Here is a 26,370-nt window from a genome sequence, read left to right as displayed (position 1 = left end):
TGTCACTGTGCATTCTCCTCTTCGCCCACGTGGCTCATCGACCCTCTACCTCCCCATCGCACCGCGGCAGCAGCCGCGAAGTCCCCGGCGTGTGCGAAGCCCGCGAGCATCACGGTGTCGCCGGTCTGGACCGTCCCCTCAGAGATCGCCTGATCGAGCGTGTGCGGAATGCCCACCCCGAACAGGTTCCCGCACTCATCAAAGGTATCCGGGTGCTTCTCCTTGGGTAGCTGCAGCGCGTCCCGCCAGTTCCGCAGGAAGATCCGGTTCGGCTGATTGGTGACCAACGCGTCCAGATCAGTTGAGGGAATACCGATTCGGTCGCAGACGGTCAACGCGACCTCCGGCACCATGCGGTTGCCTCGAGCCAGCACCTTGCTGATCTTGTGCTCGGTGAACGCGACCCGGCCCTGCCCGGAACCGGCCTCCCAGTACTTGCGGTGGGGAGACACCGCATAGGTCATGTCCCCCGCGTACTCGCCGTAGTTGCGGGTCTCGATACCCAAGACGGGAGAGTCGCCGTCGCGGGTGATCAGAGCCGCCGTTGCCCCATCTCCGGGAATCGAGGCCTGGGCGGTGGAACGCACCTGCTCTTGCACAAAGATCTGGCCCGCGGCGTTCTGCATGTTGACCAGCAGAGCCGAGCGCGCACCCGACGACGACATGATCTGTTGAGCGAGCTTGAGCATCAACACAAATGACACGCAGCCGCCGTTGTGCACGTCGAGAATCCACTCCGGGCGGATCTGCAACCTGTTCGCCACCTCCCCACCGCAACCCACGAACGGCAGGTCGGGCAGCTGAGTGTGCGTCAGCAGAATGTCGACCTCGTCGAGCACTGTGTCGCCGTGCCGTTCTTTGAGGCCGGCGACCGCGCGCTCGGCCATGTCGACCGCCGTCTCGTCGGCCGCCACGTGATGCCGGTGGGCCGGGCTGCGGAACATCACGTTCTCTGCCAGGTCGTCGTCCTTGGCGTACTGCGCAAAATAGTCTGCGCTGACCCGGTTCTCGGGCAGATAGCTGGATATGTCGAAAAGACTGATCATTTCATCCACTCCGGAACGATCGGCAGACCGTGGCTGTGGCGATACTCGGCGATGGCCTTGAGGTTCAACAGCTCCAACAGGTGCCCCGCCCCGAACATGTCCCAGAAGTCCCCCACCCAGGGTTTGCGTTCGGGCGGAGCGGTTTCCGGATAGGGATTCTCGTCGTAGAACGGGTGATGGCAGTTGGTCCACAGCACCACGGATCCGGGCTTGTTGAGCACCACCTGCGCGTCAACTACCCGCATGAGATAGATCATCCACAGGTGGTCGCCCTGGTCCCACGCACAGTGATAGTCGACGGTCCCGGATTCGGCATTGGATTCGGTGCGGGTGTAGATGAGTGTTTCCGAGCCCAGCCGGTCGTGCGCCACCCACAGCCCGGGCTCATCGGTCTCCTCGAAGCCGCGCAGGCTGTAGGTCCATTCCTCCAGGCTGCGGGTATCGGACAGATACCTGTGCAGTTCGTCGGGTGGGCAGTCCACGTATTCCTGCACGGTGCAGAACGGCCCGAACACCTGGTCATGCGGATACACCGACCGCATCATGTCCATGATGATCGGGGTGGCCTTCTCCCTCGGCGAGGTCTCGATCCGATGCACCCCGGGCAGTGCTTCCTCGTTGCCGGATTCGGCGACGATATCGCTAAGCGCGGGAAAGGCTTTCAGCCCAGGATCGGACATTTCGGAAATGGTGTCGGTCATGCGTTTCCTCCTTGGGGATTGCGGATGACAAGAACGGGGCGAACGGGGGTACCTCATCGGTGGAGCAGACGACCTCCACCACGGCGGGGCCGTTGTGGGCCAGCGCCTCTCGCATGGCCGCTTCGAAATCGGCTACGGTGTCGGCCGAACGGCACACCAGATCGGGGAACATTGCGGCCAGACCGGCCGCAATGTGCGAGGGCGCGAACCGGTTGAAGCTGTACTGGCCTCCGTAATACAGCTGCTCACGGGTGACGCACATGGCGTGTGCGTTGTTGTTCACGATGACGAACGTCACCGGAAGTCGGTGTTCGACGGCCGTGTGAATCTCCATGCCGTGCATGAAGAATGCGCCATCACCCGCGATCACCACGGTGCGACCCGCCCGAGCAAGTGCGCAGCCGATGCCGGCACCGAAGGCGTATCCCATGCCGCCCATCCCGAGGGCGACGACATAGCGCCCTCGAGGCCGCGCGCCCAGGTAGTGCACGGCCGCGGCCCCGGTGTTACCCGCGTCAACGAACACGTCAGCCCCGGCAGGAATCGCCCGATCCAGCACGTGCATGGCATCGTGATATCTCACGCCCGCCCCGTCATACACGGGCGGTTCGAGATGAGCCGGTGCATAAAGTGTTTCGCTGTCAAGGTCCTCCGCGCGTGCGGGTAGAGCGGCGGTGAGGCCGGCCAGCGTCGACGACAGATCCTCGGTCTGTAGGTGCCGAGACGCGATATGCGGTGTGGCCGATCCCACGGATAGCACTGGTGTGGTGGAGAAGTCGACGCCTCCGCGGGTCATCACGGGCATCGTCGTGCCGATGCACACGCAGGTGACACCGTGGTGCAGCACCTGCTCGACGGCGGGGTGCCCCATCACCCCGATCACCCCGAGCAGACGTGGATTCTCACTATCCACAGCATCTTTGGCGTCGGGTGATACCGCGACGAACGCGTCAAGCCGATCAACGAGCTCCGAAAGTTCCTCGCGGGCATCGTGACGCGCCACCTCGGGTCCCACCACCACCAGGATGCGGCCGGGCGTGTCGGCCAGATGCTCGGCGAAATCGGCAAGCTGCGCGGGCACCGCTCCGGCCCGAACATGGGGTTCCCGTATCTGCGGCACGGCCGTCAGGTGAGCCTGCTGAACATCCTTAGGTATCAGAAGAACCGCCGGCAGTCCGTCGCGAATCGCGGCCAAGGCATGCGTGAGCGCCTCTGCAATCTCTTCGGGGCGCGCAACCCGCGTACAGAATCCGGAAATCGGACGGAAGACTGCCTGTAGATCCATGCTTCCGGCGCGTCCACTCCCATCCTGAAACGCACCGTTGCCCTCCAGAGGCCGCGGCGGCTGGCCGACGATCGCCAACACCGGAACCCCGCTGGCATAGGATTCTGCAAGCGCCGGAACGAGATTGACGGCACCACCGCCCGATGTCGTGGCTACCACACTCATCCGTGAGGTGGCACGCGCGTAACCGTCGGCCATCGTGCCTGCCGAGAATTCGTGTTTGGCAACGATTGCTTCCAGGCCGGGCGTGTAGTGCACGGCATCGTAGAGATCCTCGATGTTCGCGCCGTCCACTCCGAAGATGAAGTCGATATCGTGGCGACGCAGCTCAGCGGCGAGCCAGTCAACCACTCGCATGTACCCGTCTCGAGCGCATATCGGCGTGGTCATGACTAGTACACGACCTCCACACGTGACGGGTTCAACAATCCGCCAGAAAAAGTGATCAAGTCATCTCAATCATGCCATGGCACAACATGAATCGAGTTTCAGGTAATCCCAGTTTGGGCACGTCACAGCGCCAAGGGACCGCGCAAGGGGTGAGAACGTCAGCGGCGCAGTTCGAGGAACACCAGCGGTGAGGCGTCGCCATGGTTGTCGATCACCTGGACGCTCTCGATCTGGTCCTGCGCCGTCGGGATAGTCGTCGAGGTCATCATCGTCGACCCCGGCTTGGCCGTCCACGAACTGGCGATGATGTTCCCGCCGTTGCGGGTGCCGATCCGCAGCGCATACGGCGCCGCCGTGTCATCGGCATCGTCGCCGTACACCGGGTAGCTGCACCACATTTCGATGCGGGTGCCGACGCCGTCGCGAACCAGTGCCACCTGGGCGCTCAAGGGCGACGGTGTTACCTGGCGCATCGGTTGCCAATGCTCACCCGACGGTAGCGAGCCCGCCGCGACATTCATCGGTGCGGGCCGGTGATACCAGGGCGGCGGAACCAGCGACACCGTCAGCGCAATGGCCGCCGCTACCGCGAGCGCACCCGCATAGGCGAGCCGACGCACGGCGCTCTGCCTGCGCCACCGAGCCTGCAGCTTGGGCCACAGTGCCTGCACCGGGCAACTGGTGGCCGGCCTAGCGAGCGTCGGAGGGTCTTCGAGTTCCATCTTCTCGGCGTAACCGCGATCAACCTTCGACAACAGACCGGGCATCGCGGTGACCTCGGAGAGCGCGCGCTGGCAGCTGGCGCAGTCGACCAGGTGCTGCTCGTACTCGCGGCGGTCGGCCGACGACAACGCGCCCAACACGTAGGCCGCATCCCAGTCGGAGTAGACATGTTCGACAGTCATCGCGTGACCCCCATTTCCTGCAGCGACAACCGCAGCGCACGCACGCCATAGTGCAGGCGTGACTTGACGGTACCTTCGGGCACGCCCAGCTCGGCGGAGATATCAGCGACCGAGCTCCCGCGGTAGTACGCACGCAAGATTACGGCTCGGTGATCGGTGGATAGTGTGCGCAGCGCCTCGGCGACGAGCCACGCATCCAGCGTCGCGTCCACCTGGTCGGGCCCCGCGAACTCGGGCGTCTCTGCGGTGGCAATCTCGCTGCGGAAACGCGAGCTCCGTGCGTTATCCCGGACGAGGTTGTGGGCGACCGTGAAGAGCCAAGCGCGCGCCGACCCTTCAGTCTGGTCGACGAGCGTCGGATGCCGCCACGCCCGCAACAACACCTCCTGCACGATGTCTTCCGCCAGCGCCGAATCGTGCGTCAGATGCATGACATAGCGGTGTAGCGGGCCCGCATACTCGTCGTAAAAGGCGCGCATCAGGGATGATGAGCCGCTTGCGCGAAGACCATCATGCTTCGACGAGCCGCCTACGCGACGCCCGTCAGGCTTCGCCTGCCCATCCGCCATGCAACACCTCCGACGGTTACACGATTCGACCGCCCGATTGGTTCAAAATACGCGCGTTCTACTCGGCCGAACAGCCTTTTCGCTCGTCACACCCAGAAACACGCCGCGCTGCGTCGACGGGTATCGCCGCCGCTCGGGTGATCATGACGTGGTGCGCAATCTTGAGGACGTCCATGAGTGGTTCCTGGGCCGGGGGCTGCCCGTCGTCCTGGACCGTCGCGTCCGTTCGCGCGAGCTGCTGGACCGCTCCGCACCCATGATCGGGGTGGCGGGCGCTGGCGTCTCGCTGTACGAATTGGTCTCCACCGACAACGACACCCGCTCGATCGTGCTGATGATCCTTCTGGTGGTGCTGGCTCTGCTAATGGCGGCGCAGCCGTTGGTGCTGACGACACTGCAGCGCCTCGGTACCGTCCGCGCCGACACCGTGCGCCGCGCCCTGTCCTGGCTCGTCATCGCGATCTTCGTGATCGTGCTGCCCCTCGCCGATACCGGCACATGGGCCGCCGCCGCCACGATGATGCCCGCGTTTCTGGTGGCCGCGCTGGTGCTGATCTGGCTGACCTACCTGGGCGCCGGTTCTATCGGTCTGTGGGCACTGCGTTACGCCTCAACACAATTCGGAGCGCTCGGCACACTGATGTCCCGCGCGTTGCCGCTACTCATGTTGACCGTGGTGGTGTTCTTCACCGGCGAGCTATGGCAGCTGTCGGCGCGTGTCACCCGAGAAAGACTCTGGCAGACAATCGGTTTCCTCGCGCTGACGGCGGTGGCGTTCATGGCGGTGACTGTGCGCGACGAGCTGGCCAGCCTGCGCGAGAACCGTGCCGGACAACCAGCGACCCGGGCGCTGCTGGTGGGGACGCCACTGGCGGACCTCGCCGAAGATGAGGCGCCGAGCCCCGCCTTGCGATGGCCGGAACGGTTGAATGTGCTACTGGTCATGGTGGTCTCCCAGGCAATCCAGGTCGCGTTCTTCACCAGCGGGGTGTTCGCCTTCTTCATGCTGCTCGGCATTGTGGCGGTGCCCCACGACGTCATGGCACTGTGGTCCAACGAAGCCACCTGCCCTTCCGGGGCGGCACCACCGTGCGCCGGGACATGGTTCGGTATCCGAATCGGGGTGCCACAGACGCTGATTCACATGGCGCTGTTGGTCGCGGTGCTTTCCGGGCTGTACTTCACGGTCAATAGCAGCGTTGACCCGCAGTACCGCAGCCGATTCTTCGACCCACTGATTGCCGATGTCGCGGTGAGTCTGGCGGGCCGCGACGCCTACCTGGTTGCCGCGCGCGTTTAGCGCATGCGATCAGCCAAGGTCGGTACACCGTCGCCGTCCAGTTCGCCGAGCACCACGGGGCGGCCCGCCATCGCCAGCACCAAGGCCTCCCCGGTGCCGCGCACCTCGGGCCCGGTTCCCTTGGCCCACCCAGGCACATCGGTTGCCACGAAACGCAGCCCTTTGGTGTACCGCTTAGGGTGCGCACCAAAATCCGGATGGTCTAGGGCGAAGACCAGCCGCTGCTCGGGTATGGTCCGCGGCCTCCCCAATGGTCGCCTGATGTCCTGGTGATGCACCATGGCGTCGGTATGAAGCGCCGCCGGCGCCATCTTGCCGAAGGCGCCGGGTTGTACCGCCGACTCGAAATGACGCAGCAGGTCCCGATTCGACAAATGTCCGGTGCGTTCGATGAGGGCGCCGTTGAGTTTGTTGATCGACGGGTTTCGCAGTGCGGTCCCCAGATACGCACCTAGCGAGACCGCGTCGACTGACGCGTGCGCCACCACATCGCGGACGGTCCATCCGTCGCACAATGACGGCGCCAACCAGTCATCTTCGGACAGCGTGTGTAGGAACTCGGCCAAGCTGGCACGTTCGGCGGCGAGCATTTCCTTGGGCTTCATACGTCCTCCCATGTGGGCTGATGTGGGCTGTGCTCGTCATGCTAGGTCGATCGCCCTCACCAGCACCGCCGCAACCTGCCAGGCACTGCCATGCACTGCCAGCACGTCAATTTCGACCACCGCGTCTCTCTATTCTCGCGGTATGCCCAAGCGACGACTCGACCAAAGTGCAAGCCTGACCGCACAGTTCAACGCATGGCAGCGGGCGGCCGAGTCCCTTCAGCGCGACGGCCTGCTGAACGATCACCCGTCCGGACGGTTCGTCACCAATCCGCTGTTGCGTGCCACGCTGACGTCACCACGCCTCGCGCGCTGGGGACTGCGTCTGGTGGATCGTTGGTGCGCCGGATTGCACGCCCACATCGTGTTGCGGCGGCGGGTGTCCGATGACCAGGTCCGGTCTGCAGCGGTCGCCGGTATCACCCAGGTAGTGGTGCTAGGCGCGGGCTTCGACACAACGAGCCAGCACCTAGGCTCCTCGCCTGTCACGGTGTTCGAGGTGGACGCACCCACTACGCAGCGCGCGAAGCAGATCCGCATGCACTCGAGCGGCGCCGATGGGTCGCGGCTCGTCTGGGTTCCGTGCGACTTCGAGCATGACGACGTAACAACCCTCCTACTCGATGCCGGATTCGATACGGCCGCAACGGCACTCGTGGTGTGGCTCGGGGTGACGTACTACCTCACGGAGGCCGCGCTCGAATCGACGCTGACGCAGTTGGCAAAGCTCTGCGCGCCGGGCAGCAGGCTCCTTATGGACTACGGCGATCCCGACATCGTCGGCCACCACAGCCCGCGCCCCGAGGTGCGTCGGGTGTCCAAGTCCGTGACGCGACGGGGCGAGCCGTATCGCACAGGGATGACGAGTGTTCAGGTCGATGAATTGCTTGCGCGCCACGGCTTTCAGACGATCGAACACCTACGCGTTCCAGACCTTCTGGGCCGCTATGATCCCGCCGACGCGCGTCGGCTCGCCCCCGGCGACTGGCAGGCGGTGATGACCGCGCGCCGAGTGTGAAGTTATAGCGGGTTTCCGCGTGATTCTCCGCAACAGCTTCACGCTCGGCGTTCAAGCGTTACAGGTACTGGCCCAGGCTCGATTCGGTGTCGATGGCGCGGCTGGCACTGGACGACTTGCCGGTGACCAGCGTGCGGATGTAGACGATCCGCTCGCCCTTCTTGCCCGAGATCCGTGCCCAGTCATCCGGATTGGTGGTGTTGGGCAGGTCCTCGTTCTCGGCGAACTCGTCGACGATCGAATCCAGCAGATGCTGAATCCGCAAGCCCCGCTGCCCAGTCTCGAGCACCGCCTTGATGGCGTTCTTCTTCGCGCGGTCCACGACGTTCTGAATCATTGCCCCGGAGTTGAAGTCCTTGAAGTACATGACTTCCTTGTCACCGTTGGCATAGGTGACCTCCAGGAACCGGTTGTCGTCGATCTCGGCGTACATCCGGTCCACGACCTTCTCGATCATCGCCTTGACTGTCAACCCGCGGTCTCCGCCGAACTCGGCCAGATCGTCGGCGTGCACCGGCAGCTTCTCGGTGAGGTACTTCGAGAAGATGTCCTGTGCCGATTCGGCATCCGGTCGCTCGATCTTGATCTTGACGTCCAGGCGGCCGGGCCGCAGGATCGCCGGGTCGATCATGTCCTCGCGGTTGGAGGCACCGATGACGATGACGTTCTCGAGGCCCTCGACACCGTCGATCTCACTGAGCAGCTGAGGCACCACCGTCGTCTCCACATCGGAGCTGACACCGGTTCCACGGGTGCGGAAGATCGAGTCCATCTCGTCAAAGAAGACGATGACGGGCGTTCCCTCGGAAGCCTTTTCGCGGGCCCGCTGGAAGATCAAGCGGATATGCCGCTCGGTCTCACCGACGAACTTGTTGAGCAGCTCCGGGCCCTTGATGTTCAGGAAGTACGACTTCGCCTCGCGCGAGTCGTCGCCGCGCACCTCGGCCATCTTCTTGGCCAACGAGTTGGCAACGGCCTTGGCGATAAGGGTCTTTCCGCATCCGGGTGGTCCGTAGAGCAGCACACCCTTGGGCGGGCGCAGTGCGTACTCCCGGTAAAGGTCCTTGTGCAGGAACGGCAGCTCGACCGCATCGCGGATCTGCTCGATCTGTCGGGTCAGACCACCGATGTCGCTGTAGCTGACGTCCGGAACCTCTTCCAACACCAGGTCCTCGACCTCGGCCTTGGGAATGCGCTCGAAGGCGTATCCGGCCTTGGTGTCCACCAGCAACGAATCGCCGGGCCGCAGTTTCCGCGGCTTCAGGTCATCGTCATTGTCGTCGTCCGTCTTGTCCGCGAGGTCAGGTGCAATCAGCGGATCGGCCAGCCAGACGATGCGTTCCTCATCGGCATGCCCCACCACGAGTGCCCGGTGCCCGTCGTCGAGCAACTCCCGCAAAGTGCTGATCTCACCGACCGATTCGAAGTTGCCGGCCTCGACTACGGTGAGCGCCTCGTTGAGACGCACAGTTTGTCCGCGGCGCAGCTCACTGGTCTCGATGTTGGGAGAGCAGGTCACGCGCATCTTGCGGCCTGAGGTGAACACGTCCACCGTCTCGTCGGCCTGCACGGCCAGCAGCACGCCGTAACCACTCGGCGGCTGCCCCAGCCGGTCGACCTCCTCGCGGAGCGCTAAGAGCTGCTGACGGGCCTCCTTGAGGGTGTCCATCAACTTGGCGTTGCGCGCGTTCAGAGAGTCGACGCGGGCCTCGAGCTGATTGAGATCGCGGAGGCGAGCGGCATCACCGGGCGCGTGCGTGGCGCTGTCTTCCAGCTGTTGGCGCAGCGCGGCAATCTCTCGGCGTAGCCGCTCCACTTCGGCGGCATCCGGTGTGCTGAACGCCTCAGAACGCTCCGACTCACTCATGATGTCCTCCTTTCCCACACCGAGAATTGGTGCGGTGGATACTTCAACGCTACCGGCGATTGGCAAGCCGTGCGGGGTCTACCCGTTGCCTAGGACGTCTACGCTGTTAGCGTTCGTCACATTCAGGTAGATCGAAAGGACAACCGTGAGCTCACGAACCAGTATGTCGGGGGCCGCCATGCTGGGTTTACTCACGGTGGCAGCGGTTGGCCTGGCCATGCCGACAGCCAGCTCTCCTGGTCCCGCAGCAACGACCGCTATGCCAACCGCCGTGGTCCCCGCAGCGTGGGATGTTCCGATGGACGTACCCGCCGACCCGGCCGAAGCGGCGCCCACCTCCGACGAGCTGAGCGGTTTGCTGTACTCGCTCGCCGATCCGGGCGTGTCGGCCCTTGCCAAGGGCGGTCTCGTCGAGGGCGGCATTGGCGCCGGCGAGGCGATCTATGCCGACCGCGCCTTCAAGAACGCCAACCGTGACGGTTTCCTACCGCTCGCATTCACCGTGTCCGATATCAAGTCCACCGGTCCGGGCCTGGCCGCAGCCGCGGTCACCATCAGCGGTCCCAGAACGCAGGCCTACTCCACGAAGGTCAACTTCGTGAATCAGGACGGCTGGAAGATCAGTAAGGCATCGGCCATTTCACTGATCCAGGCGGCGTCCGGTAAGTCTGGGCGGTAGAACGGTAGGACGTAGAACCGCGCGATGGACGGCGGAAAGATTTTCACGAACCCGATCACCGCACATTGTCACCGCACTGTCGAACGATTTCGCCGACAGACTTAGCCGATACGTCGAATGGGAGTCACCTCGATCATGGCCCGTCACTTTGGTCTCGCTGTCGTCGCCGCCAGCGCAGCCTTTCTCGCCCTGACCGCTTGCAGCAGCTCGAGCGATAAGGCAGGTCCGGCCACGTCGTCGGCGACGCAGACGGCATCGTCGGCTGCCGCCGCGGCCGTCCCGGATCATCCGCTGCCGGATCCGGCGGTGCTCACCGACGTCCTGAACCGCCTCGCCGATCCGAACCTGCCGGGCACCGAAAAGGTCAGCGCCGTGCAGGGCGCCACCCCCGAGCAGCTGGATAAGTTCACCAAAGCGATCGGTGACGCCGGGTTCTCGCCGCTATCGTTCACCGTGAAGGACCCCAAGTGGTCGACGGAGACGCCGGGCGACGTCGATGCCGTTGTCACCATCAACAGCCCCAGCCCGAAGATGGGCGGATTCGCCGTCCCGATGTCCTTCTCGCCCGAGAGTGGCGGCTGGAAACTGTCGAAGCGGACTTCCGACCTGCTACTCAAGACCGGAACCTCACTCGCGGGTACTGGCGTGCCGAGTGAAGCGCCTGCCCCTACGCCCACCCCCTAGGCGAGCCCTAGCTCGGTAAGCGCTTACGCCGCAGCGGCGTCGGGGTGATCGTGCCCGGCGCCAGGCGGCGGGCGCTGACCAAGAACGCGGTGTGGCCGCGCATGTTGTGCTCGGGTCGCACCGCCAGGCCCACGACGTTCCAGCCGCGCTGCATCGTTTCCCAGGACCGCGGCTCGGTCCAGCATTGCTGCTCTCGCAACGCCTCGACCACACGTGACAGCTGGGTGACGGTAGCGACGTAGACGATCAGCACGCCGCCGGGCACCAGCGATTCGGCGACCGCCGGCAAAACCTCCCAGGGCGCCAGCATGTCCAGGACCACCCGGTCGACCTCGCCGGCGTCGGCCGGCCGCTCAGCAAGATCGCCGAGCACAAGCTCCCAGTTGCCTGGTCGCTCACCGAAGAACGTTGTGACGTTACGCACAGCGTGTTCGGCGTGATCCTCACGAATCTCGTAAGAGATCACCGTTCCCTCGGGCCCCACTGCTCGCAGCAGTGAACAGGTGAGAGCGCCCGAACCCGCGCCGGCCTCCAGCACCCGCGCGCCGGGAAAGACGTCACCGTCGTGCACGATCTGCGCGGCATCCTTCGGGTAGATCACCTGGGCGCCACGCGGCATCGACAACACATAGTCGACGAGCAACGGACGCAGCACCAGGAACTGATCGCCGTTGGTGGACTTCACGACGCTGCCTTCGGCAATGCCGATCACCTCGTCGTGCACGACTGCGCCGCGGTGGGTGTGAAATTCCTTGCCTGGCTCCAGCACCATCGTGTAGTGCCGACCCTTGGGGTCCGTCAGTTGTACGCGATCGCCGACGACAAATGGTCCGGTTCGAGACATGCGCTCACCTTGCCAGGTATGGGTTGACGATTGCTAATGGGCCGATCTACCCGACAGATAGCGCAGTCTTACCACTGTGTTTCGCCGCACAGATTTAGCTATCGACGCCAAGAGGCAGTACTGTCTTGCATTGAGCGCTGATTTTCGCGCTCGCGTCGAAGAACGTTTCTTGCGTCAGCCACGCTGACTTTCAGGCTCTTCTCTCGGCGATCGATATTGCCCATCGGCAATCTCGCCACCACGATGCCTCGAAAGGCGTTCAAACACCCATGTCTCAACCCACATTTGATTCTCTCGGCGTGCCCGCACCATTTATCGATGTCTTGCAGGGCCAGGGAATCAGCGCGCCGTTCCCCATCCAGGCCGCGACCCTTCCAGACACACTCGGCGGACGTGACGTACTGGCCCGCGGCAAGACCGGCAGCGGAAAAACCCTCGCGTTCTCCATTCCCGTTGTCGCCCGTATCGCCAGTGGCAACCGGGCGCCGGGCAAGCCGCGCGCACTCGTGCTTGCGCCGACACGGGAGCTTGCGACCCAAATCAGTGCAGTCATCGAACCTTTGGCGACAGCCTGCCGCCTCAAGGTCACCACGATCTTCGGTGGCGTCTCCCAGCACCGGCAGGTCCAAGCCCTCTCGGCCGGCGTCGACATCGTGGTCGCCTGCCCAGGACGCCTGGAAGATCTTCTGAAGCAACGTCATCTGACTCTGGACGCCGTGCAGATCTGCGTCCTGGACGAGGCCGACCACATGGCAGACCTCGGTTTTCTCCCGGTTGTGACCCGACTGCTGGCCGCGACGCCGAGTTCCGGTCAGCGCCTGCTGTTCTCGGCCACCCTCGATAACGATGTCGACAAGCTCGTCAAGCGATTCCTGCACAACCCCGCCGAGCATTCGGTCGATTCGGTCGACTCCCCTGTCGCCGCAATGACCCATCATGTGTTCACCGTCAGCGGCCCCGACGCCAAGCGTGATCTCGTCAACACGCTGGCCTCCGGCACCGGGCGACGCATTCTGTTCATGCGCACCAAGCATCAGGCGAAACGGCTTGCGCAGCAGCTCAATCAGTCGGGTATCCCATCGGTTGACTTGCACGGCAACCTTTCTCAGGGTGCACGTGACCGTAATCTCGCGGCCTTTTCCAACGGCGAGGCACGTGTGCTGGTCGCGACGGATGTCGCCGCCCGCGGCGTCCATGTCGATGACGTGACACTGGTGGTGCACGTCGACCCGCCCGCCGAACACAAGGCGTACCTGCACCGCTCGGGCCGTACCGCGCGCGCCGGCGGCGCCGGCGACGTGGTGACCGTGGTGCTTCCTGAGCAGCGCCGCGACGTCACTCAGCTGTTGCGCAAGGCGGCCATCACAGCCACCCCGCAGCAGGTGACGGCCCATTCCGACGAGGTCAAGACGTTGGTCGGCGAGATCGCGCCGTACGTGAAACCCGCTCCCGCGCAAAAGGTTACCGGATCACCCGCGGCGAACAATCAGCGTGGCCAACGCCAGCAAAGGCACCGCGGTGGCGCCGAGGGTCGTCCGGCACGTGCACCGCGACGCAGCGGGAACGGCCAGCGGTCCACGCGCAGAGCGGGCAGCGCCAGCCCGAAGTAGGTCAGGCGCTCACGCGCCCCTAGCCAGGCGCGCGGCAGCCTTCTCTTCGTAGTACTTTGCGCGGTCATCCACGGCAGCAAGGAATTTCGCAAGAGTCTCGCGGGCCTGCTCACCCTCTGGCCCGATGTCGGCACGTTCGAACACCTGCCAGAAACGCAGGATGGGCTGCAGGACGTCGTCGTGGTGGATGCGCAGGTCGTAGATGCCGGCCTTGGCTATGGCTATCGCGTTCTGCGCAAAACCCGCCATGCCCATACCAGGCATCGAGAAGCCGACGATCTCCTTGCAGATCGCCTGCATCGCGGCATCGGGCTCGATGTCGAGCGCTGCCGACATGAGATTGCGGTAGAAGACCATGTGCAGGTTCTCGTCCAGCGCGACCCGCGCCAACAGCTGGTCGGCAATCGGACAACCCGAGGCCCTTCCGGTGTTGCGATGGGATATTCGGGTGGCCAGCTCCTGGAATGACACATAGGCCAGCGCCTCCAGCGGCGTCTTATCGCCCGAGTCATAACCGGCCACGGTGTGCGCCATACGCATTGCTTCGAGGTTGTCCGGGTCGACGCCGCGGGTGACCACCAGGTAGTCGCGTAGCGCGATGCTGTGCCGCCCTTCCTCGGCGGTCCATTGGCCCACCCATGTCCCCCACGCACCGTCGCGCCCGAATCTCGTGGCGATCTCCCGGTGATACGACGGCAGGTTGTCTTCGGTCAAGAGGTTGACGACCAACGCCGACTGCGCCACCGGGTCGAGCGGGCTGTCCTCCGGTTTCCAGTCCTCACCCCCGAGGAATGCGAAGTCCCGACCCCTACTCCAGGGCACGTAATCGTGTGGAGACCAGGGCCGCGCGGCCCCTAGATGCCGTTCGAGATTCGCCTCGACAACGGGCTCCAACTCGGTGAGTAATCGCGTTTGTAAACCAGTCACCATCTCATCCACCTCTCTCGCAGTCGATCGACCATCCCTAACCTACGGTACCGTAAGTTACAGAAAAATGGGTGGCCGATTCGGTGAACCGCTGCGGGTTACGCGGACGATCGGACGGCGACGCTACCTGGCTATATGCCTGCGTTGGCGTGTCGGTGGCGTGTTGTCGGACCCGTTGCCTACGCTGCCAACCATGGAGGACGGTCTTCGCGCAAGCGGCTCATCCGCGGAGGAAACCACGCAGAACCGGCCGCGGCGCCGGCCGGCGCTGTCTCCTTCACGCGCCAGCGACTTCAAACAGTGCCCGCTGCTATACCGGTTCCGCGCGATCGACCGGCTCCCCGAGCCCGCGTCGACCGCACAGGTGCGCGGCAGCCTGGTGCACGCCGCCTTGGAAGATCTGTACGCGCGCCCCGCGGCCGAACGCGAGTACGCCACCGCCGCCGGTTTAGTGGAGCCCGCGTGGGAGCGTCTCGTGGAGTCGAAGCCCGAACTGGCCGAGGTCGTCGAAGCCGAACGCTTGCCACGATTCCTCGACGAGGCACGCGACCTGTTGTCCGGCTACTACCGGCTCGAAGATCCCACGGGATTTGACCCCGACAGTTGCGAGGAACGCGTCGAGGTCGAGTTGTCCGATGGCACGATGCTGCGCGGCTTCGTCGACCGCATCGATGTCGCCCCCGGGGGCGCGATGCGACTGGTGGACTACAAAACCGGACGCTCACCCCGCGCCTTGTTCGAGGCTAAGGCCTTGTTCCAGATGAAGTTCTACGCGGTGGCGTTGTATCGCACCCGCGGCGTGGTACCCCGGCGGCTACGGCTGCTGTACCTCTCCGACGGCGAAGTCCTCGACTACAGCCCGGACGAGGCAGAGCTACTCAAGTTCGAGAAGACGCTGATGGCGATCTGGAAGACGATTCAAAACCTGGGCACCACAGGCGATTTCCGACCGAACCCATCCCGACTGTGCGATTGGTGCGCGCATAAGTCATTGTGCCCCGCCTTCGGCGGCACCCCGCCGCCCTACCCGGGCTGGCCCGCTGATTACGGCGTCTCCGACTCCGATATCGAAGACGCCGAAGACGCCGCGACCGCGATTCCGGGAGATGCCGCATGACATTGGACCTGACGGGCTATTACTACCGACGGCTGGAACCGGCCGGCGAGTTCCAGATGTTCGAGCCCACCGAGCTGACCGCGAGCGGTTGGGGCCCGAATCTGCAGCACGGCTCGCCCCCTATGGCGTTGTTACTCAAGGCCATCGAGGAGTTACCCGAGCCGCGCGAGAGCCTGCGAATCGGGCGGGTGGCGTTGGACATCCTGGGCGCGGTGCCCCTGGAACCGGTGCGGGTGCGGGCCTGGATCGAGCGGCCGGGCCGCCGGATCGCGCTTGCCGTCGCCGAGATGGAGGCGCACGCCAACGGCGGATACCGAGCGGTCGCGCGGGCCAGCGCCTGGCTACTGGCTACGTCAGTGACCGCCGACAAGGCCAGCGACCGATACCCGCCACTGCCCGACTACCCGGGCGCCCCGAAACCGCCCGGGTTCGAAGGCTCCGGTTATGCCAAGTCCGTTGATTTTCAATGGTTCTCGGTGCCCGAGGGTGACGCACAGGTGGCCTGGATGCGACCGCACGCGCACATCGTCGATGCCGAGCCGACCACACCATGGCAGCGCCTCGCCTCGGTGATCGACTCCGCCAACGGAATTGGTGCGGTACTCAATCCACTGCGGTTCGTCTACATGAACACCGACACCGTGATGCATGTGCATCGAATTCCGCAAGGAGACGATTTTGGCGTGCGTGCCCGCATGTCGGTCGGGCCCGACGGGGTCGGAGTGACCAACGCAGAAATCTTCGACCGCCACGGCTACATCGGCACCAGCGCGCAGACGGTGCTCGTGCAGCGGCGGTAGTCACCTCAGCTTCTGCGGATGACCGTCTCCTTGATTCGCGCCGGCAGCGCGTGTGCGTCCAAAAGTTGCGGGAGCAGCTCTTGTTCCCGGGTGAGCGCACGGAATGCAAGCCCCACGCTCACATCATGCTCGGGCCGGTTCCGGACGGTGATGCAATCACCCTTGCGCACTGCGCCCGGCGAAACCACCCGTAAGTATGCGCCGGGAATGGCTTGCACCGTAAAGGTTTTGACCCAACCTTGCAGATCCAGCCAGGCCGCGAAGGTCCGACACGGTATCCGCGGGGCCGACACTTCCAACACAAGACCGTCGGTCCCGATGTGCCATTGCTCACCGATTCGCGCGTCCGTCACGTCGATATCGCGGGTGGTCAGGTTCTCACCGAACTGTCCGTTGCCGAGTTCCTGGCCGAGTGCGTCTTGCCACCAGTCCAGATCTTCTCGGGCGTACGCGTACACGGCTTGATCGTTTCCACCGTGCACGCTGTGATCGCCGATGGCGTCGCCGTCCAGGCCGCTGCCGACCGCCGCAACAGGTGCGCGAACGATGACCGCCGAATCGCTGGGACGCTTGTCGATTCCGGTGGGCGTAGCTCCGCGCGCCGGGTTCGCACGCAGCGTACCGATGTTCACCGTCAGGACTGTTGCCACTCCACCAGGGTACGGAGCGCGGCAGTGCTGGAGCCTAGGCGGCGCCACCCTCCGTGGCCACCGGCCGACTCAATGCGGAAACGGCCTTGTAGCAGGCGATCAGGCCCCCAATGAACCCAAGGACCGCAGCCTCGACCACCAGAATGAGGACGTTAGTGGGGCTTATCAGCTGCGTCAGGTTGCCGGTGAATTGACTTATCGGAGTGTGCTTGCCGAAGGACGAGAAGAAGAAGACACCCGCCGCCCCCACCGCGACTGCCGCCAGGGGTACCGCGGCAACCGCGGTGGCAAGGACGCGTGGGACAACGAACCCTTGCATGGCGTCTTTGCCCCTGAGTCGGATGGCGTCGATCTCCTGTTGTAACTGCGACGAATCAGCTTCGGCAAAGAGCACGGTGGCACCCGTAGCCGCCGCCACCAAGACAGCGTGCGTCGGGAATCCCGTTGGGCCGAAAACCAAGGCCTCGAGGATGAGTACCAACAGCACTGCCAGCGGTATGGCCACCATGCACATGGGCAACAGTGACGCTCTGGATATCGACCACGCCTGCCGGAAGAATTCGGGCACGGCGGGTGGGCGAGTCAGCATCGTGACGAACGTATCGCGTGCCATCGCCAAGAAACCGCCGACGGAGCGCCTGGGCTTCTCGGCAGAACTCAAGATCGGACTGTCCCCTCGGTCCGCCGCGGCCGTTCTGGGGGCTTCTAGATACGTGGTCACCCATGACTACATATCGCGTTCTGCCCGCCGCCGCGGCGGAATCACGAAAATCCGCCAAAGAGGCCCTGCCGCACCCTGCGGCGCAGAAGCTAGGCGGCAACCTTCTTGCGACGCCGCTCCCGCACCATGGCGATGGCGGTCTTGAGTCCGCGCCGCTGGTCCGAAGGCTGTTCGGCGACGGGAGTCTCGAGCATGACGAACATCCGCTCGCTACGTGTTTCCGGCGCATTGTCGGCGGTGGCGCGCAGGAATCGGTCGGGCAGAGACAATTTCGCGATGGTCCGCCAGGTCTTCGCATATTGGAAAAGCATCGAGCCGGTGGTGTACGGCAGGTCGTAACGATCGCAGATGTCCCGCACCCGCACCGAGATCTCGTGCAGCCGGTTGCTGGGCAGATCCGGGTAGATGTGATGTTCGATCTGGTGGCACAAATTGCCGCTCATCAGGCGCATCGTCGGGCCGGCGTTGAAGTTAGCGCTGCCCAAAAGCTGGCGCAGGTACCACTGGCCCCGCGTCTCGTTCTCCATGTCCGTCTCGGTGAATTTCTCGGCGCCGTCCGGGAAATGTCCGCAGAAAATGACCGCGTTGGACCAGAAGTTTCGGATCACGTTGGCCGTCGCGGTGGCGGTCAGAGTGGAGCGGTAGCTCGCCCCCGGCGACAGCGCGGTGAGCGCAGGGAACGCCACGTAGTCCTTGAAGACCTGCTTGCCTGCCGAGGTGGTCAGCTCACGCACCCGCAGCGCGGTTGCCGCGCGGGTTTCCTTCGTCCAAAACTTCCGGAACTCCAAGTGTTGCAGGGCGATCCCCCACTCGAATCCGGCGGCAAGTATGAAGTTGAGGGGCAGGTTCAGGAGGTTGCGAACCTTCCACGGCTCGTCACGTGTCACTCGCAGGATTCCGTAGCCCACATCGTCGTCCAGGTCCAGGATGTTGGTGTACTTGTGGTGCTCGACGTTATGCGTGACCTGCCAATGCTTGGCAGCACCGGCCATGTCCCATTCCCACGTTGAGGAGTGGATCTCGGGATCGTTCATCCAGTCCCACTGACCGTGCAGGACGTTGTGGCCGATCTCCATGTTCTCGATGATCTTGGCAACCGCGAGCGTCACCGTCCCTGCCCACCATGCGGAGCGTTTCTTGCTTGCCGCCAGCAGCACCCGGCCGGTCAGCTCGAGGGCGCGTTGCGCGGCGATGGTGCGCCGGATGTACCTGGCGTCGCGCGTGCCGCGCGACTCCTCGATCTCGCGCCGAAGCCCATCGAGCTCAACAGCTAGGTTCTCGACGTCCGCACTGGTGAGATGCGTGAATGCCGAGATATCTGTGATTGCCATCGGCCTCCTTCCGCGATCACGATACCGTCACCCTACGGTCCCGTAGGTTACTCGTCGGTAAATGGGAGCGCTACAGGTGGTGACTTCCGAGATCAACGACTACGGCGCGGGGCAGAGGCTGAACGTGCAGCGTTCGTGTAGCCGGATATGGACAATCGCCTCCCCTGCGGCACTCGCCGTCACCTCGTGCTCCTGACCGCCGCCAATCAGCCGATACCGACGCCCCGGATGGAGCCGAGCCAAGCGCAGCGGCTCGTGGGCCCTCGGACCGTCACCTGGCTCGAGGATCATGCTCAGCTCGCCGCCGAGTGCGACCGCTCGGGCAACCAGCACGTCAGGATAGGCAACCTCCGCCAGCATCGGCGATGTCGCATCCGCCGTCGCGACCGCCGCCCGATGGAATCGTGCAGCGGCGTAACCAGCGTTGGTGAGGACCGACAAACGCGGGAAGTAGCTCATGCCCTCCCTGGTATCGCGGACGGCACACCGCTCGACCGCAGCGAGCATTCCCTCCCTGATTTCTCCATCACCCAGGACCGCCGCCGCGGCGGCCAGCGCCGCGTATGTCGCCGCCGACGATGGCCGGTACGTTCCCGGGTCCACTCGTTCCCACGGGGCCATCCGAACATCGATCTCGCCATCGCGGAACCGAATTGCGTCGTCCCGCATAATGTTCCACGTTCTATGAGCAATATCAGGCAAGACGGGCTGCAGCACCGCGGCAATGGCTGCGTCATTGGCGGCCATGCGCAGCATGGGAAGAGTCAGGCCGAGCCTGCTCGAACGCATGAGGAGAGGGCGCCCGGAGTAAGCCAGGAACTCCTCGTCCCACGATTTCCGAAAACGCGGGATGACCTGTGCAGCCAGCGAAGTCCCGTGACTCTCGTCATACGCAAACAGTCCTGCCAGGCCGATCGCGTTGCACACCGGGTAGATGAAATTCGGCTCGCACGGATAGAGGCAGAACTCCCCACGGATCATGTTGGTGTGCACGGCCTGCGCGACGCGCCCGTGGTCGTATCGGAATTCATGTCCACCCGACCGAAAAACCAGGCAACCCTCGATGTCGAAGCTAGTGTCACTCGTCCCGAGGCGATAGGTGCCGAGCATCGCCCCGAGGTACCCGCTGAACATGATGTTGTCCCTCGCTACCGGATCACGGTCGATCCGGAAATTTCCGATCAGGTTCTCCCAGAACCAATATCGCCACACGCGCGCATCAGTCATCTTGCGCACCGTCGCCTGTTGGGCCTCGACCAAGTAGCCGCCGAACGCCGGCGTGTGTGCCGACTGATACACGGCAAGTGCCGTCTGCACTGCGGTCAGCTGGTACCGGATCGAGCTGGTCTGAAACTGATCGATGAGATCGAATCCCTCGAACGAATCCACTGGTTGCAGCACGAGATTGAGTAGATATCGCAGCAGGCCAAGATCTTGGCCGCCCGGCTCAACAGGCGGAGTCGACGGCCACACACGGGGAGTTCGAACATGTTCAGCCAGACGAGCATTGACCGTTTCGGTACGTCGTCGGGCGATTACCCATGCGACCGCGCGCGCCGCTATGCAGCCCGCCAGGAAGAGCCCCGTGACAACGGGAACGAGCCACCGCGCCGCCGGCCACACAGTGAGGTGGTGCCCGGAGGCGTGATGGGCAGCCAATCCCGCAGCACCGATCCATAGCAATGGCCACACGAACATGGCCCCGGACAGGATCCAGACCAGACCACCCAAGACGATCACCACCACAACGGCGACAGCTGCCTGGCCGGGCGAGGCCACGAGCCATAGCCCCCCGCCCGGCGAGATCAGACCGAGCCCGAAGGCGGTCCACGTCGGCGATTGCGACGTCACGGCCAACCCCAGCCCACTGGCCGCAACCAAAAGGTAGACAGCTAACGTCCGTTGTAGTTTTTTTGAGGTAACCGGTCCCGCGAGTGCGGCGCGCCCCGGAAGCGGCGCAGGCAGGGTGTCGCTGCTCATCGATATTCCCACTAGAGTGGATCCATGATCTGCTGCGTTATCGCAGGTGTCGTTGTTTCGCTACTACTTGCTCCGCTCCGTCTGGTCCGCGGCACGCGGAGAAACAACGGCGGTGCGCAACCACCTGCTGCACGACGAGAGTTTGGGCAACATTCGTCCATGCCGAGTGACTATATATACAAATAGAGCTTCTAGTCTCTATATGTGAGGCGCGAATCCGCCCCGCATTGCTCACTTCACGAAACTGGCTAGATTCCCGACCAGCTCGAGCAGCGGCTGAGGCACGACGCCCAGCAGCACGGTGACAAAGGCACTGACCCCGATCGATATCGCCACCGCCGGACCGGGAATCCGAAGCACCCCCGAATCCTCGACCGGGTCGGCGAAGAACATCAACACGATGACCCGCACGTAGAAGTACGCGGCGATCGCGCTACACACCACACCCACCACCACTAGGGGAACCGCACCACCGGAAGCCGCCGCCTCGAACACCGCGAACTTGCCGACGAATCCGCTCGTCAACGGGATGCCCGCGAATGCGAGTAGAAACAGGGCGAAGACGATGCCGAGCACCGGAGCCCGGCGACCTATTCCCGCCCATCGACTCAGATCGGTCACCTCGTCGTCATCGTCGAAGTCGCCGTCCGCACCATCGTCTGTGTTACCCGAGCGCACCAGCCCGGCGACGGCGAACGCCCCTACGGTGCTGAAACCGTATGCAGCCAAATAGAATAGCGTCGACGAAACGCCGCGCTCGTTGGCGGCGGCGACACCGGTGAGCAGAAATCCGGTGTGCGCCACCGCCGAATAGGCCAGCATTCGCTTCACATCGGTCTGCGTCACGGCGCCGATTGATCCGATCAGCATGGTGGCGATGGCCACCGCCCAGAGCACCGGGCGCCAATCGGATGCGATGCCCGGCAGCGCGACGTAGAGAACCCGCAGCAGCCCACCGAAGGCCGCGATCTTGGTGGTGGCCGCCATGAAGGCGGTGACGGGGGTCGGCGCCCCCTGATACACGTCGGGGACCCAGAAATGGAAAGGCACCGCCCCTATCTTGAACAGCAGGCCCACCGACAGCATGGCGACACCGAGTAGCAGGAAAGACCTCTCCCCCGCATCCGCGCTCACCGCACGCGCGACGGCATCGAGTTCGACCGTTCCCGCGTATCCATACACAAAAGCCGAACCGAACAAAAAGAACGCGGACGAGAAGGCGCCAAGCAGGAAGTACTTGAGTGCCGACTCCTGCGACAACAGACGGCGGCGCCGGGCAAGCGCGCACATCACATAGAGCGGAAGCGAAAATACCTCCAGCGCAACGAACATGGTCAACAGGTCGTTGCACGCCGGAAACAGCATCATGCCGGCGATGGCGAACAGTGTCAGCGGGAAGATCTCGGTCTGGGTGATACCGGTCCGATTCAGCACCCGTTCCGGCTCGCCGCCCGGAACGCTGGAGGCCTGCGCGGCAAAGGCATCGAGCCCATTCCCCACCGAGACCTTTCCGGGCAGTGCCGCGGTCGCTCTGCGCTGGGCCATGACCGTCAGCGCCAGCGCCGAAGCCACCAGGATGAGCCCCTGCAGAAACAGTGTGGGGCCATCGATGGCCACCGCACCGTTCATCACCACCTCACGCGAACCGGCCAGCGCCACCACGGCAATGAAGGAACCGAGCACGCCGCCGCCTGCCAGCACCAGTTGGGTGACAAGCCGATAGCGCCGCGGCGCAAACGCCTCCACCAGAACAGACACCACCGCGGCGCCGAACATGATGAGCATCGGTGAGAGCGCACCGTAGGCGATCGACGGAGCCGGAAGGATCCCGATATCGGTCATCGTCGCTCACCTTCATGCCGGAGTGCCACATCCGCGACCGCCGGCGACGGATCCTTCTCATTGACGGTGCGTAACGTCTGTTCCACAGCGGGATTCACGATATCCAGCAGCGGCTTGGGATAGATGCCCAACACCAGCAGCAGCGCGACCAACGGCGCCACCACGGCGAGTTCACGGCGTTTGAGATCACCGATGCTCTCGTTTCCGGGGGCCAGTGGTCCCGTCATCATCCGCTGGTACATCCACAGCACGTAGATGGCAGCCAGGACCAATGCGATCACGGAACACGCCGCGGCGACCGGATAACGCGTGAATGTTCCTACCAAAACTAGGAATTCGCTGATGAACGGTGCCAACCCGGGTAGGGACAGGGTGGCCAGACCGGCCACCAAGAAGGATCCGGCGAGCACCGGCGCCACCTTCTGCACCCCGCCGTATGCGGCGATGAGACGGGTCCCCTTGCGGGACACCAGGAAACCGGCCACCAACATCAATGCGGCGGTGGATATACCGTGGTTTACCATATACAGCATCGATCCCGATTGCCCTTGACTGGTCATCGCAAAGATACCCAGGATGATGAAACCGAAGTGCGATATCGAGGTGTAGGCGATCAGACGCATCACATCGGTCTGGCCGATGGCCGCGATCGCACCATAGATGATGCCGACAACGGCCAGTGTGATGATCACCGGCGTGAAATACCTACTGGCATCGGGGAACAGCTGGATGCAGTATCGCAGCATCGCAAAGGTGCCCACCTTGTCGACGATCGCCATCATCAGCACCGCGCTCGCCGGGGTGGCGTGCACCGCGGCATCGGGCAGCCACGTATGGAACGGCCACAGCGGGGCCTTGACCGCGAATGCGAACATGAATCCCAGGAACAGCGCCTTGGCGATGCCCGGATCGATCCCGAGTGCCCCGGTGGCCACCATTTCAGTGATATCGCGCAGATCGAAGGTACCCACTTGGTGGTCCGGCCGACTTTGCGCGGTGACCACGTACAGCCCGATCACCGCGGCCAGCATGATCAGCCCGCCAAAAAGGTTGTACATCAGGAATTTCACCGCAGCGCGGGACCGCTGCTTAGCATCCGAGTGTGCACTTCCGAATCCCCCGATGAGGAAATACATCGGGATGAGCATCGCCTCGAAGAAGATATAGAACAGCAGCACGTCCAGAGCACTGAAAGACAGCAGCACCATGGATTCCACGACCAGGATCAGTGCGACATAACGTTGCGCCACTGGACGGTTGGCGTACCCGGGGGCCTCAGCGCCGTCGTTCCATCCGGCCAGCAGCAGGACGGGAAGAAGTCCGGCCGTGAGCAGCACCAATGCGAGGCCGATGCCGTCGAGACCTACCACGTACTTCATCCCGAATGCCGGTATCCACGAATGCGATTCGACGAATTGGTACTGCGGGCCACCAGGCTCGAAGGCAACGGCCAGCCCGAGGGCGAGGATCAATACGAGCAGCGAGGCGCCGAGCGCGGTGTACTTCGCCAATGTGCGCTGGTGAGTCGGCATCGCCAGCACGGCGCCGGCCGCCGCCAATGGAATGAGCCAGAGAGCTGTCACGACACCCATGGCATTCACCACCTCACTGCCATCAACGCCGCCACTACGAGAGCCGCGCCGGCACACATGGATAACGCGTAGGAGCGGACGTGGCCGGTCTGCATGTGCCGGACCCAGCCGGAAACCGCGCCCAGCGTGGAGGCAACGCCGTTGACCAGGCCATCGACTCCCTTGTCGTCGGCGAGCACCAGGCCGCGGGTGAGCCGCTGTCCGGGACGCATGAATACCGCCTCGTTGAGCGCATCGCCGTAGAGGTCTCGACGCGCGGCAACGGTCAGCACCGAGCCCTGCGGCGCCGTCTCGGGGATCTCGGCGCGGTACATCCGGTACGCCACACCCACCCCGCACAGCACCACCGCGACGGTGACGACACTGATCACCCATGCCGGGACGGGCAGCTCACCATGGTGAGCACCAACGACCGGCTCCAGCCAATTCTGCAGGGCTCCACCGAAGCTCAGCAGGAATCCCGCACCCACTGAACCGACGGCGAGCACGATCATCGGCCACGTCATCACCGATGGCGACTCATGTGGGTGAGCCGGTGCTTGATGCTCTTCGCCCGAGCGGCTCATCGCGGACGCCCACCGTGCTTTACCGAAGAACGTCATGAGCATTACCCGCGTCATGTAGAACGCGGTGATTCCGGCGCCCAGCAGCGCCGCGGCGCCCAGCAGGAAGCCTCCGGCGCCGCCGTGTCCGAAGGCAACCTCAATGATCTTGTCCTTGGAAAAGAACCCCGCGAACGGCGGAACACCAATGATGGCAAGGTAACCGAGGCCGAAGGTCACAAACGTGATCGGCATGACGGTGCGCAACCCGCCGTAGCGGCGCATGTCGGTCTCTTCGTTCATGCCGTGCATGACCGAGCCGGCGCCGAGGAACAGCCCGGCCTTGAAGAATCCGTGCGTGAGCAGATGCATGATCGCCACCGCGTATCCGGCCGGCCCGAGCCCAGCCGCGAGCACCATGTAGCCGATCTGCGACATCGTGCTCGCGGCAAGGGCTTTCTTGATGTCGTCCTTGGCGCAGCCGATGATCGCACCGAAGAGCAGGGTGACGGCGCCGACGATCACCACGGCGGCCTGTGCGTACGGGGCGTGTTCGAAGATCGGGCCGGATCGGGTAATCAGGTAGACGCCCGCGGTCACCATGGTGGCGGCATGGATGAGCGCCGACACCGGGGTGGGGCCTTCCATGGCGTCGCCGAGCCAGGACTGCAGCGGCACCTGAGCCGATTTTCCGCAGGCGGCCAACAGCAACGCCAGTCCGATTGCGGTGTCGCGACTCTCGCCGGCCGCACCCGCCGACCCGAGCACCTGAGCGAAGCCGACCGAGCCGAAGGTTGCGAACATCAACATCATGGCCAGGGCCAGACCCATGTCGCCGACCCGGTTGACGATGAATGCCTTCTTGGCCGCGGCGGCCGCCGACGGTTTCTGATACCAGAACCCGATCAGCAGATAGGACGCCAGACCCACCCCTTCCCAGCCCACGTAGAGCCCCAGGAAGCTGTCGGCGAGCACCAGCAGCAGCATGGCCGCCAGGAACAGATTCAAATAACCGAAAAACCTTCGCCGTTCGGAATCGTGCGCCATGTATCCGATCGAGTAGATGTGGATCAGTGAACCCACCCCGGTGATGAGCAGCGCGAAGCACACCGACAGCTGATCCAGGGTCAACCCGAAGTCGACGTGCAGCGCCCCGACCGGCACCCAGCTGAAAAGGTGCTCGTGCACCACCCTTTCGGTTCCGGGCCGGCCCACCATGCCGACAAATGAGACAACGGCAACCAGGAAGGACGCCAGCGCCGTCGCGCAGCCCAGGAGGTGCCCCCAGGCGTCGCCTCGGCGGCCGACGAGCAGGAGAACGACGGCACCCGCCAGGGGCAGTGCCGGCATGAGCCATATCACGGA

At 64.0% G+C, this 26,370-nt stretch carries 23 protein-coding genes; 7 read left to right on the top strand and 16 right to left on the bottom strand.

Going from position 1 to position 26,370, the window contains the following annotated elements; translation table 11 throughout:
* Positions 1-2 precede the first annotated feature (2 nt).
* From FZI91_RS13425 to FZI91_RS13405, 5 genes are all read right to left on the bottom strand, one after another.
* The gene (locus FZI91_RS13425) at positions 3-1,046 is read right to left on the bottom strand and encodes a 3-oxoacyl-ACP synthase III family protein (RefSeq protein ID WP_155939579.1); all 1,044 of its coding nucleotides are present in this window, start codon (positions 1,044-1,046) and stop codon (positions 3-5) included.
* Positions 1,043-1,747: an SRPBCC family protein gene (locus FZI91_RS13420; protein ID WP_155939440.1), complete on the bottom strand. Its 705-nt coding sequence runs from the start codon at positions 1,745-1,747 to the stop codon at positions 1,043-1,045. Before FZI91_RS13420 ends, FZI91_RS13425 begins: the two co-directional genes overlap by 4 nt.
* A complete protein-coding gene (locus tag FZI91_RS13415) occupies positions 1,689-3,389 on the bottom strand; it encodes a thiamine pyrophosphate-binding protein (RefSeq protein WP_155939439.1) in 1,701 nt (566 codons plus the stop codon). The genes FZI91_RS13420 and FZI91_RS13415 overlap by 59 nt, the downstream gene beginning before the upstream one ends.
* 191 nt (positions 3,390-3,580) lie before the next feature.
* Positions 3,581-4,327 (bottom strand): anti-sigma factor, encoded by a 747-nt coding sequence (locus tag FZI91_RS13410; protein ID WP_155939438.1) that lies wholly within the window; start codon positions 4,325-4,327, stop codon positions 3,581-3,583.
* Positions 4,324-4,806 (bottom strand): sigma-70 family RNA polymerase sigma factor, encoded by a 483-nt coding sequence (locus tag FZI91_RS13405; protein ID WP_155939578.1) that lies wholly within the window; start codon positions 4,804-4,806, stop codon positions 4,324-4,326. Before FZI91_RS13405 ends, FZI91_RS13410 begins: the two co-directional genes overlap by 4 nt.
* Positions 4,807-5,047: 241 nt before the next feature.
* Between FZI91_RS13405 and FZI91_RS13400 the strand changes: the two genes are divergently transcribed.
* Positions 5,048-6,196 (top strand): hypothetical protein, encoded by a 1,149-nt coding sequence (locus FZI91_RS13400; RefSeq protein ID WP_309224154.1) that lies wholly within the window; start codon positions 5,048-5,050, stop codon positions 6,194-6,196.
* Here FZI91_RS13400 and FZI91_RS13395 read toward each other — a convergent pair.
* Entirely contained in the window at positions 6,193-6,801 is a 609-nt protein-coding gene (locus FZI91_RS13395; protein WP_239001841.1) for a maleylpyruvate isomerase family mycothiol-dependent enzyme, read from the bottom strand. The genes FZI91_RS13400 and FZI91_RS13395 overlap by 4 nt on opposite strands.
* A gap of 142 nt (positions 6,802-6,943) precedes the next feature.
* Between FZI91_RS13395 and FZI91_RS13390 the strand changes: the two genes are divergently transcribed.
* A complete protein-coding gene (locus FZI91_RS13390; RefSeq protein ID WP_155939437.1) occupies positions 6,944-7,819 on the top strand; it encodes an SAM-dependent methyltransferase in 876 nt (291 codons plus the stop codon).
* A gap of 58 nt (positions 7,820-7,877) precedes the next feature.
* Here the strand turns inward: FZI91_RS13390 and arc are convergent, their stop codons facing one another.
* Positions 7,878-9,686 carry a proteasome ATPase gene (gene arc, locus FZI91_RS13385; RefSeq protein ID WP_155939436.1) on the bottom strand — a complete coding sequence of 603 codons (1,809 nt, stop codon included), beginning with the start codon at positions 9,684-9,686 and terminating at the stop codon, positions 7,878-7,880.
* Between the two features lie 163 nt (positions 9,687-9,849).
* Here arc and FZI91_RS13380 point away from each other — a divergent pair, with 163 nt between their 5' ends.
* Positions 9,850-10,365, top strand: a complete 516-nt coding sequence (locus FZI91_RS13380) for a hypothetical protein (protein WP_155939575.1) — start codon at positions 9,850-9,852, stop codon at positions 10,363-10,365.
* Positions 10,366-10,482: 117 nt separating this feature from the next.
* Positions 10,483-11,049 (top strand): hypothetical protein, encoded by a 567-nt coding sequence (locus tag FZI91_RS13375; RefSeq protein ID WP_155939435.1) that lies wholly within the window; start codon positions 10,483-10,485, stop codon positions 11,047-11,049.
* Between the two features lie 7 nt (positions 11,050-11,056).
* Here FZI91_RS13375 and FZI91_RS13370 read toward each other — a convergent pair whose 3' ends face one another.
* Positions 11,057-11,893, bottom strand: coding sequence for a tRNA (adenine-N1)-methyltransferase (locus FZI91_RS13370; RefSeq protein WP_155939434.1), 837 nt, complete (start codon positions 11,891-11,893; stop codon positions 11,057-11,059).
* Between the two features lie 299 nt (positions 11,894-12,192).
* Between FZI91_RS13370 and FZI91_RS13365 the strand changes: the two genes are divergently transcribed.
* Positions 12,193-13,503 (top strand): DEAD/DEAH box helicase, encoded by a 1,311-nt coding sequence (locus FZI91_RS13365; RefSeq protein WP_162526392.1) that lies wholly within the window; start codon positions 12,193-12,195, stop codon positions 13,501-13,503.
* Positions 13,504-13,512: 9 nt separating this feature from the next.
* On the opposite strand, the gene FZI91_RS13360 is transcribed toward FZI91_RS13365, so the two are convergent.
* On the bottom strand, positions 13,513-14,433 hold the full coding sequence (locus FZI91_RS13360) for an acyl-ACP desaturase (protein WP_155939432.1): 921 nt from the start codon (positions 14,431-14,433) through the stop codon (positions 13,513-13,515).
* Between the two features lie 190 nt (positions 14,434-14,623).
* On the opposite strand from FZI91_RS13360, the gene FZI91_RS13355 reads away from it, so the two are divergent.
* Together FZI91_RS13355 and FZI91_RS13350 are read left to right on the top strand one after the other, a co-directional pair.
* Positions 14,624-15,547: a RecB family exonuclease gene (locus tag FZI91_RS13355; RefSeq protein WP_155939431.1), complete on the top strand. Its 924-nt coding sequence runs from the start codon at positions 14,624-14,626 to the stop codon at positions 15,545-15,547.
* Positions 15,544-16,347, top strand: coding sequence for a thioesterase family protein (locus FZI91_RS13350; RefSeq protein ID WP_155939430.1), 804 nt, complete (start codon positions 15,544-15,546; stop codon positions 16,345-16,347). Before FZI91_RS13355 ends, FZI91_RS13350 begins: the two co-directional genes overlap by 4 nt.
* Positions 16,348-16,352: 5 nt before the next feature.
* Here FZI91_RS13350 and FZI91_RS13345 read toward each other — a convergent pair whose 3' ends face one another.
* The 7 genes from FZI91_RS13345 to nuoL form a co-directional block, all read right to left on the bottom strand.
* Positions 16,353-16,997, bottom strand: a complete 645-nt coding sequence (locus tag FZI91_RS13345) for an MOSC domain-containing protein (RefSeq protein WP_162526391.1) — start codon at positions 16,995-16,997, stop codon at positions 16,353-16,355.
* A gap of 34 nt (positions 16,998-17,031) precedes the next feature.
* On the bottom strand, positions 17,032-17,718 hold the full coding sequence (locus FZI91_RS13340; RefSeq protein ID WP_375234377.1) for an ABC transporter permease: 687 nt from the start codon (positions 17,716-17,718) through the stop codon (positions 17,032-17,034).
* Between the two features lie 89 nt (positions 17,719-17,807).
* A complete protein-coding gene (locus FZI91_RS13335; RefSeq protein ID WP_155939429.1) occupies positions 17,808-19,049 on the bottom strand; it encodes a fatty acid desaturase in 1,242 nt (413 codons plus the stop codon).
* 99 nt (positions 19,050-19,148) lie between these two features.
* A complete protein-coding gene (locus tag FZI91_RS13330; RefSeq protein WP_239001839.1) occupies positions 19,149-21,029 on the bottom strand; it encodes a hypothetical protein in 1,881 nt (626 codons plus the stop codon).
* Positions 21,030-21,260: 231 nt separating this feature from the next.
* Entirely contained in the window at positions 21,261-22,871 is a 1,611-nt protein-coding gene (nuoN, locus tag FZI91_RS13325; protein ID WP_155939428.1) for an NADH-quinone oxidoreductase subunit NuoN, read from the bottom strand.
* Complete coding sequence (locus FZI91_RS13320; RefSeq protein WP_155939427.1) at positions 22,868-24,463, bottom strand: NADH-quinone oxidoreductase subunit M; 1,596 nt, start codon at positions 24,461-24,463, stop codon at positions 22,868-22,870. The genes nuoN and FZI91_RS13320 overlap by 4 nt, the downstream gene beginning before the upstream one ends.
* Positions 24,464-24,468: 5 nt before the next feature.
* Entirely contained in the window at positions 24,469-26,367 is a 1,899-nt protein-coding gene (gene nuoL, locus FZI91_RS13315) for an NADH-quinone oxidoreductase subunit L (protein ID WP_309224153.1), read from the bottom strand.
* Positions 26,368-26,370: the final 3 nt, after the last annotated feature.

Source organism: Mycobacteroides sp. CBMA 271, from assembly GCF_009729205.1.
Taxonomy (GTDB): domain Bacteria; phylum Actinomycetota; class Actinomycetes; order Mycobacteriales; family Mycobacteriaceae; genus Mycobacterium.
The sequence above is the reverse complement of the archived record's forward strand: the minus strand, read 5'-3'. Positions and strand labels throughout refer to the sequence as shown.

Coding starts and splice junctions, on each gene's coding strand:
- FZI91_RS13425 (WP_155939579.1), bottom strand. CDS start 1,046: ATGATCAGTCTTTTCGACATATCCAGCTATCTGCCCGAGAACCGGGTC.
- FZI91_RS13420 (WP_155939440.1), bottom strand. CDS start 1,747: ATGACCGACACCATTTCCGAAATGTCCGATCCTGGGCTGAAAGCCTTT.
- FZI91_RS13415 (WP_155939439.1), bottom strand. CDS start 3,389: ATGCGAGTGGTTGACTGGCTCGCCGCTGAGCTGCGTCGCCACGATATC.
- FZI91_RS13410 (WP_155939438.1), bottom strand. CDS start 4,327: ATGACTGTCGAACATGTCTACTCCGACTGGGATGCGGCCTACGTGTTG.
- FZI91_RS13405 (WP_155939578.1), bottom strand. CDS start 4,806: ATGCGCGCCTTTTACGACGAGTATGCGGGCCCGCTACACCGCTATGTC.
- FZI91_RS13395 (WP_239001841.1), bottom strand. CDS start 6,801: ATGAAGCCCAAGGAAATGCTCGCCGCCGAACGTGCCAGCTTGGCCGAG.
- FZI91_RS13390 (WP_155939437.1), top strand. CDS start 6,944: ATGCCCAAGCGACGACTCGACCAAAGTGCAAGCCTGACCGCACAGTTC.
- arc (WP_155939436.1), bottom strand. CDS start 9,686: ATGAGTGAGTCGGAGCGTTCTGAGGCGTTCAGCACACCGGATGCCGCC.
- FZI91_RS13380 (WP_155939575.1), top strand. CDS start 9,850: ATGTCGGGGGCCGCCATGCTGGGTTTACTCACGGTGGCAGCGGTTGGC.
- FZI91_RS13375 (WP_155939435.1), top strand. CDS start 10,483: ATGGGAGTCACCTCGATCATGGCCCGTCACTTTGGTCTCGCTGTCGTC.
- FZI91_RS13370 (WP_155939434.1), bottom strand. CDS start 11,893: ATGTCTCGAACCGGACCATTTGTCGTCGGCGATCGCGTACAACTGACG.
- FZI91_RS13360 (WP_155939432.1), bottom strand. CDS start 14,433: ATGGTGACTGGTTTACAAACGCGATTACTCACCGAGTTGGAGCCCGTT.
- FZI91_RS13355 (WP_155939431.1), top strand. CDS start 14,624: ATGGAGGACGGTCTTCGCGCAAGCGGCTCATCCGCGGAGGAAACCACG.
- FZI91_RS13350 (WP_155939430.1), top strand. CDS start 15,544: ATGACATTGGACCTGACGGGCTATTACTACCGACGGCTGGAACCGGCC.
- FZI91_RS13335 (WP_155939429.1), bottom strand. CDS start 19,049: ATGGCAATCACAGATATCTCGGCATTCACGCATCTCACCAGTGCGGAC.
- FZI91_RS13330 (WP_239001839.1), bottom strand. CDS start 21,029: ATGAGCAGCGACACCCTGCCTGCGCCGCTTCCGGGGCGCGCCGCACTC.
- nuoN (WP_155939428.1), bottom strand. CDS start 22,871: ATGACCGATATCGGGATCCTTCCGGCTCCGTCGATCGCCTACGGTGCG.
- FZI91_RS13320 (WP_155939427.1), bottom strand. CDS start 24,463: ATGGGTGTCGTGACAGCTCTCTGGCTCATTCCATTGGCGGCGGCCGGC.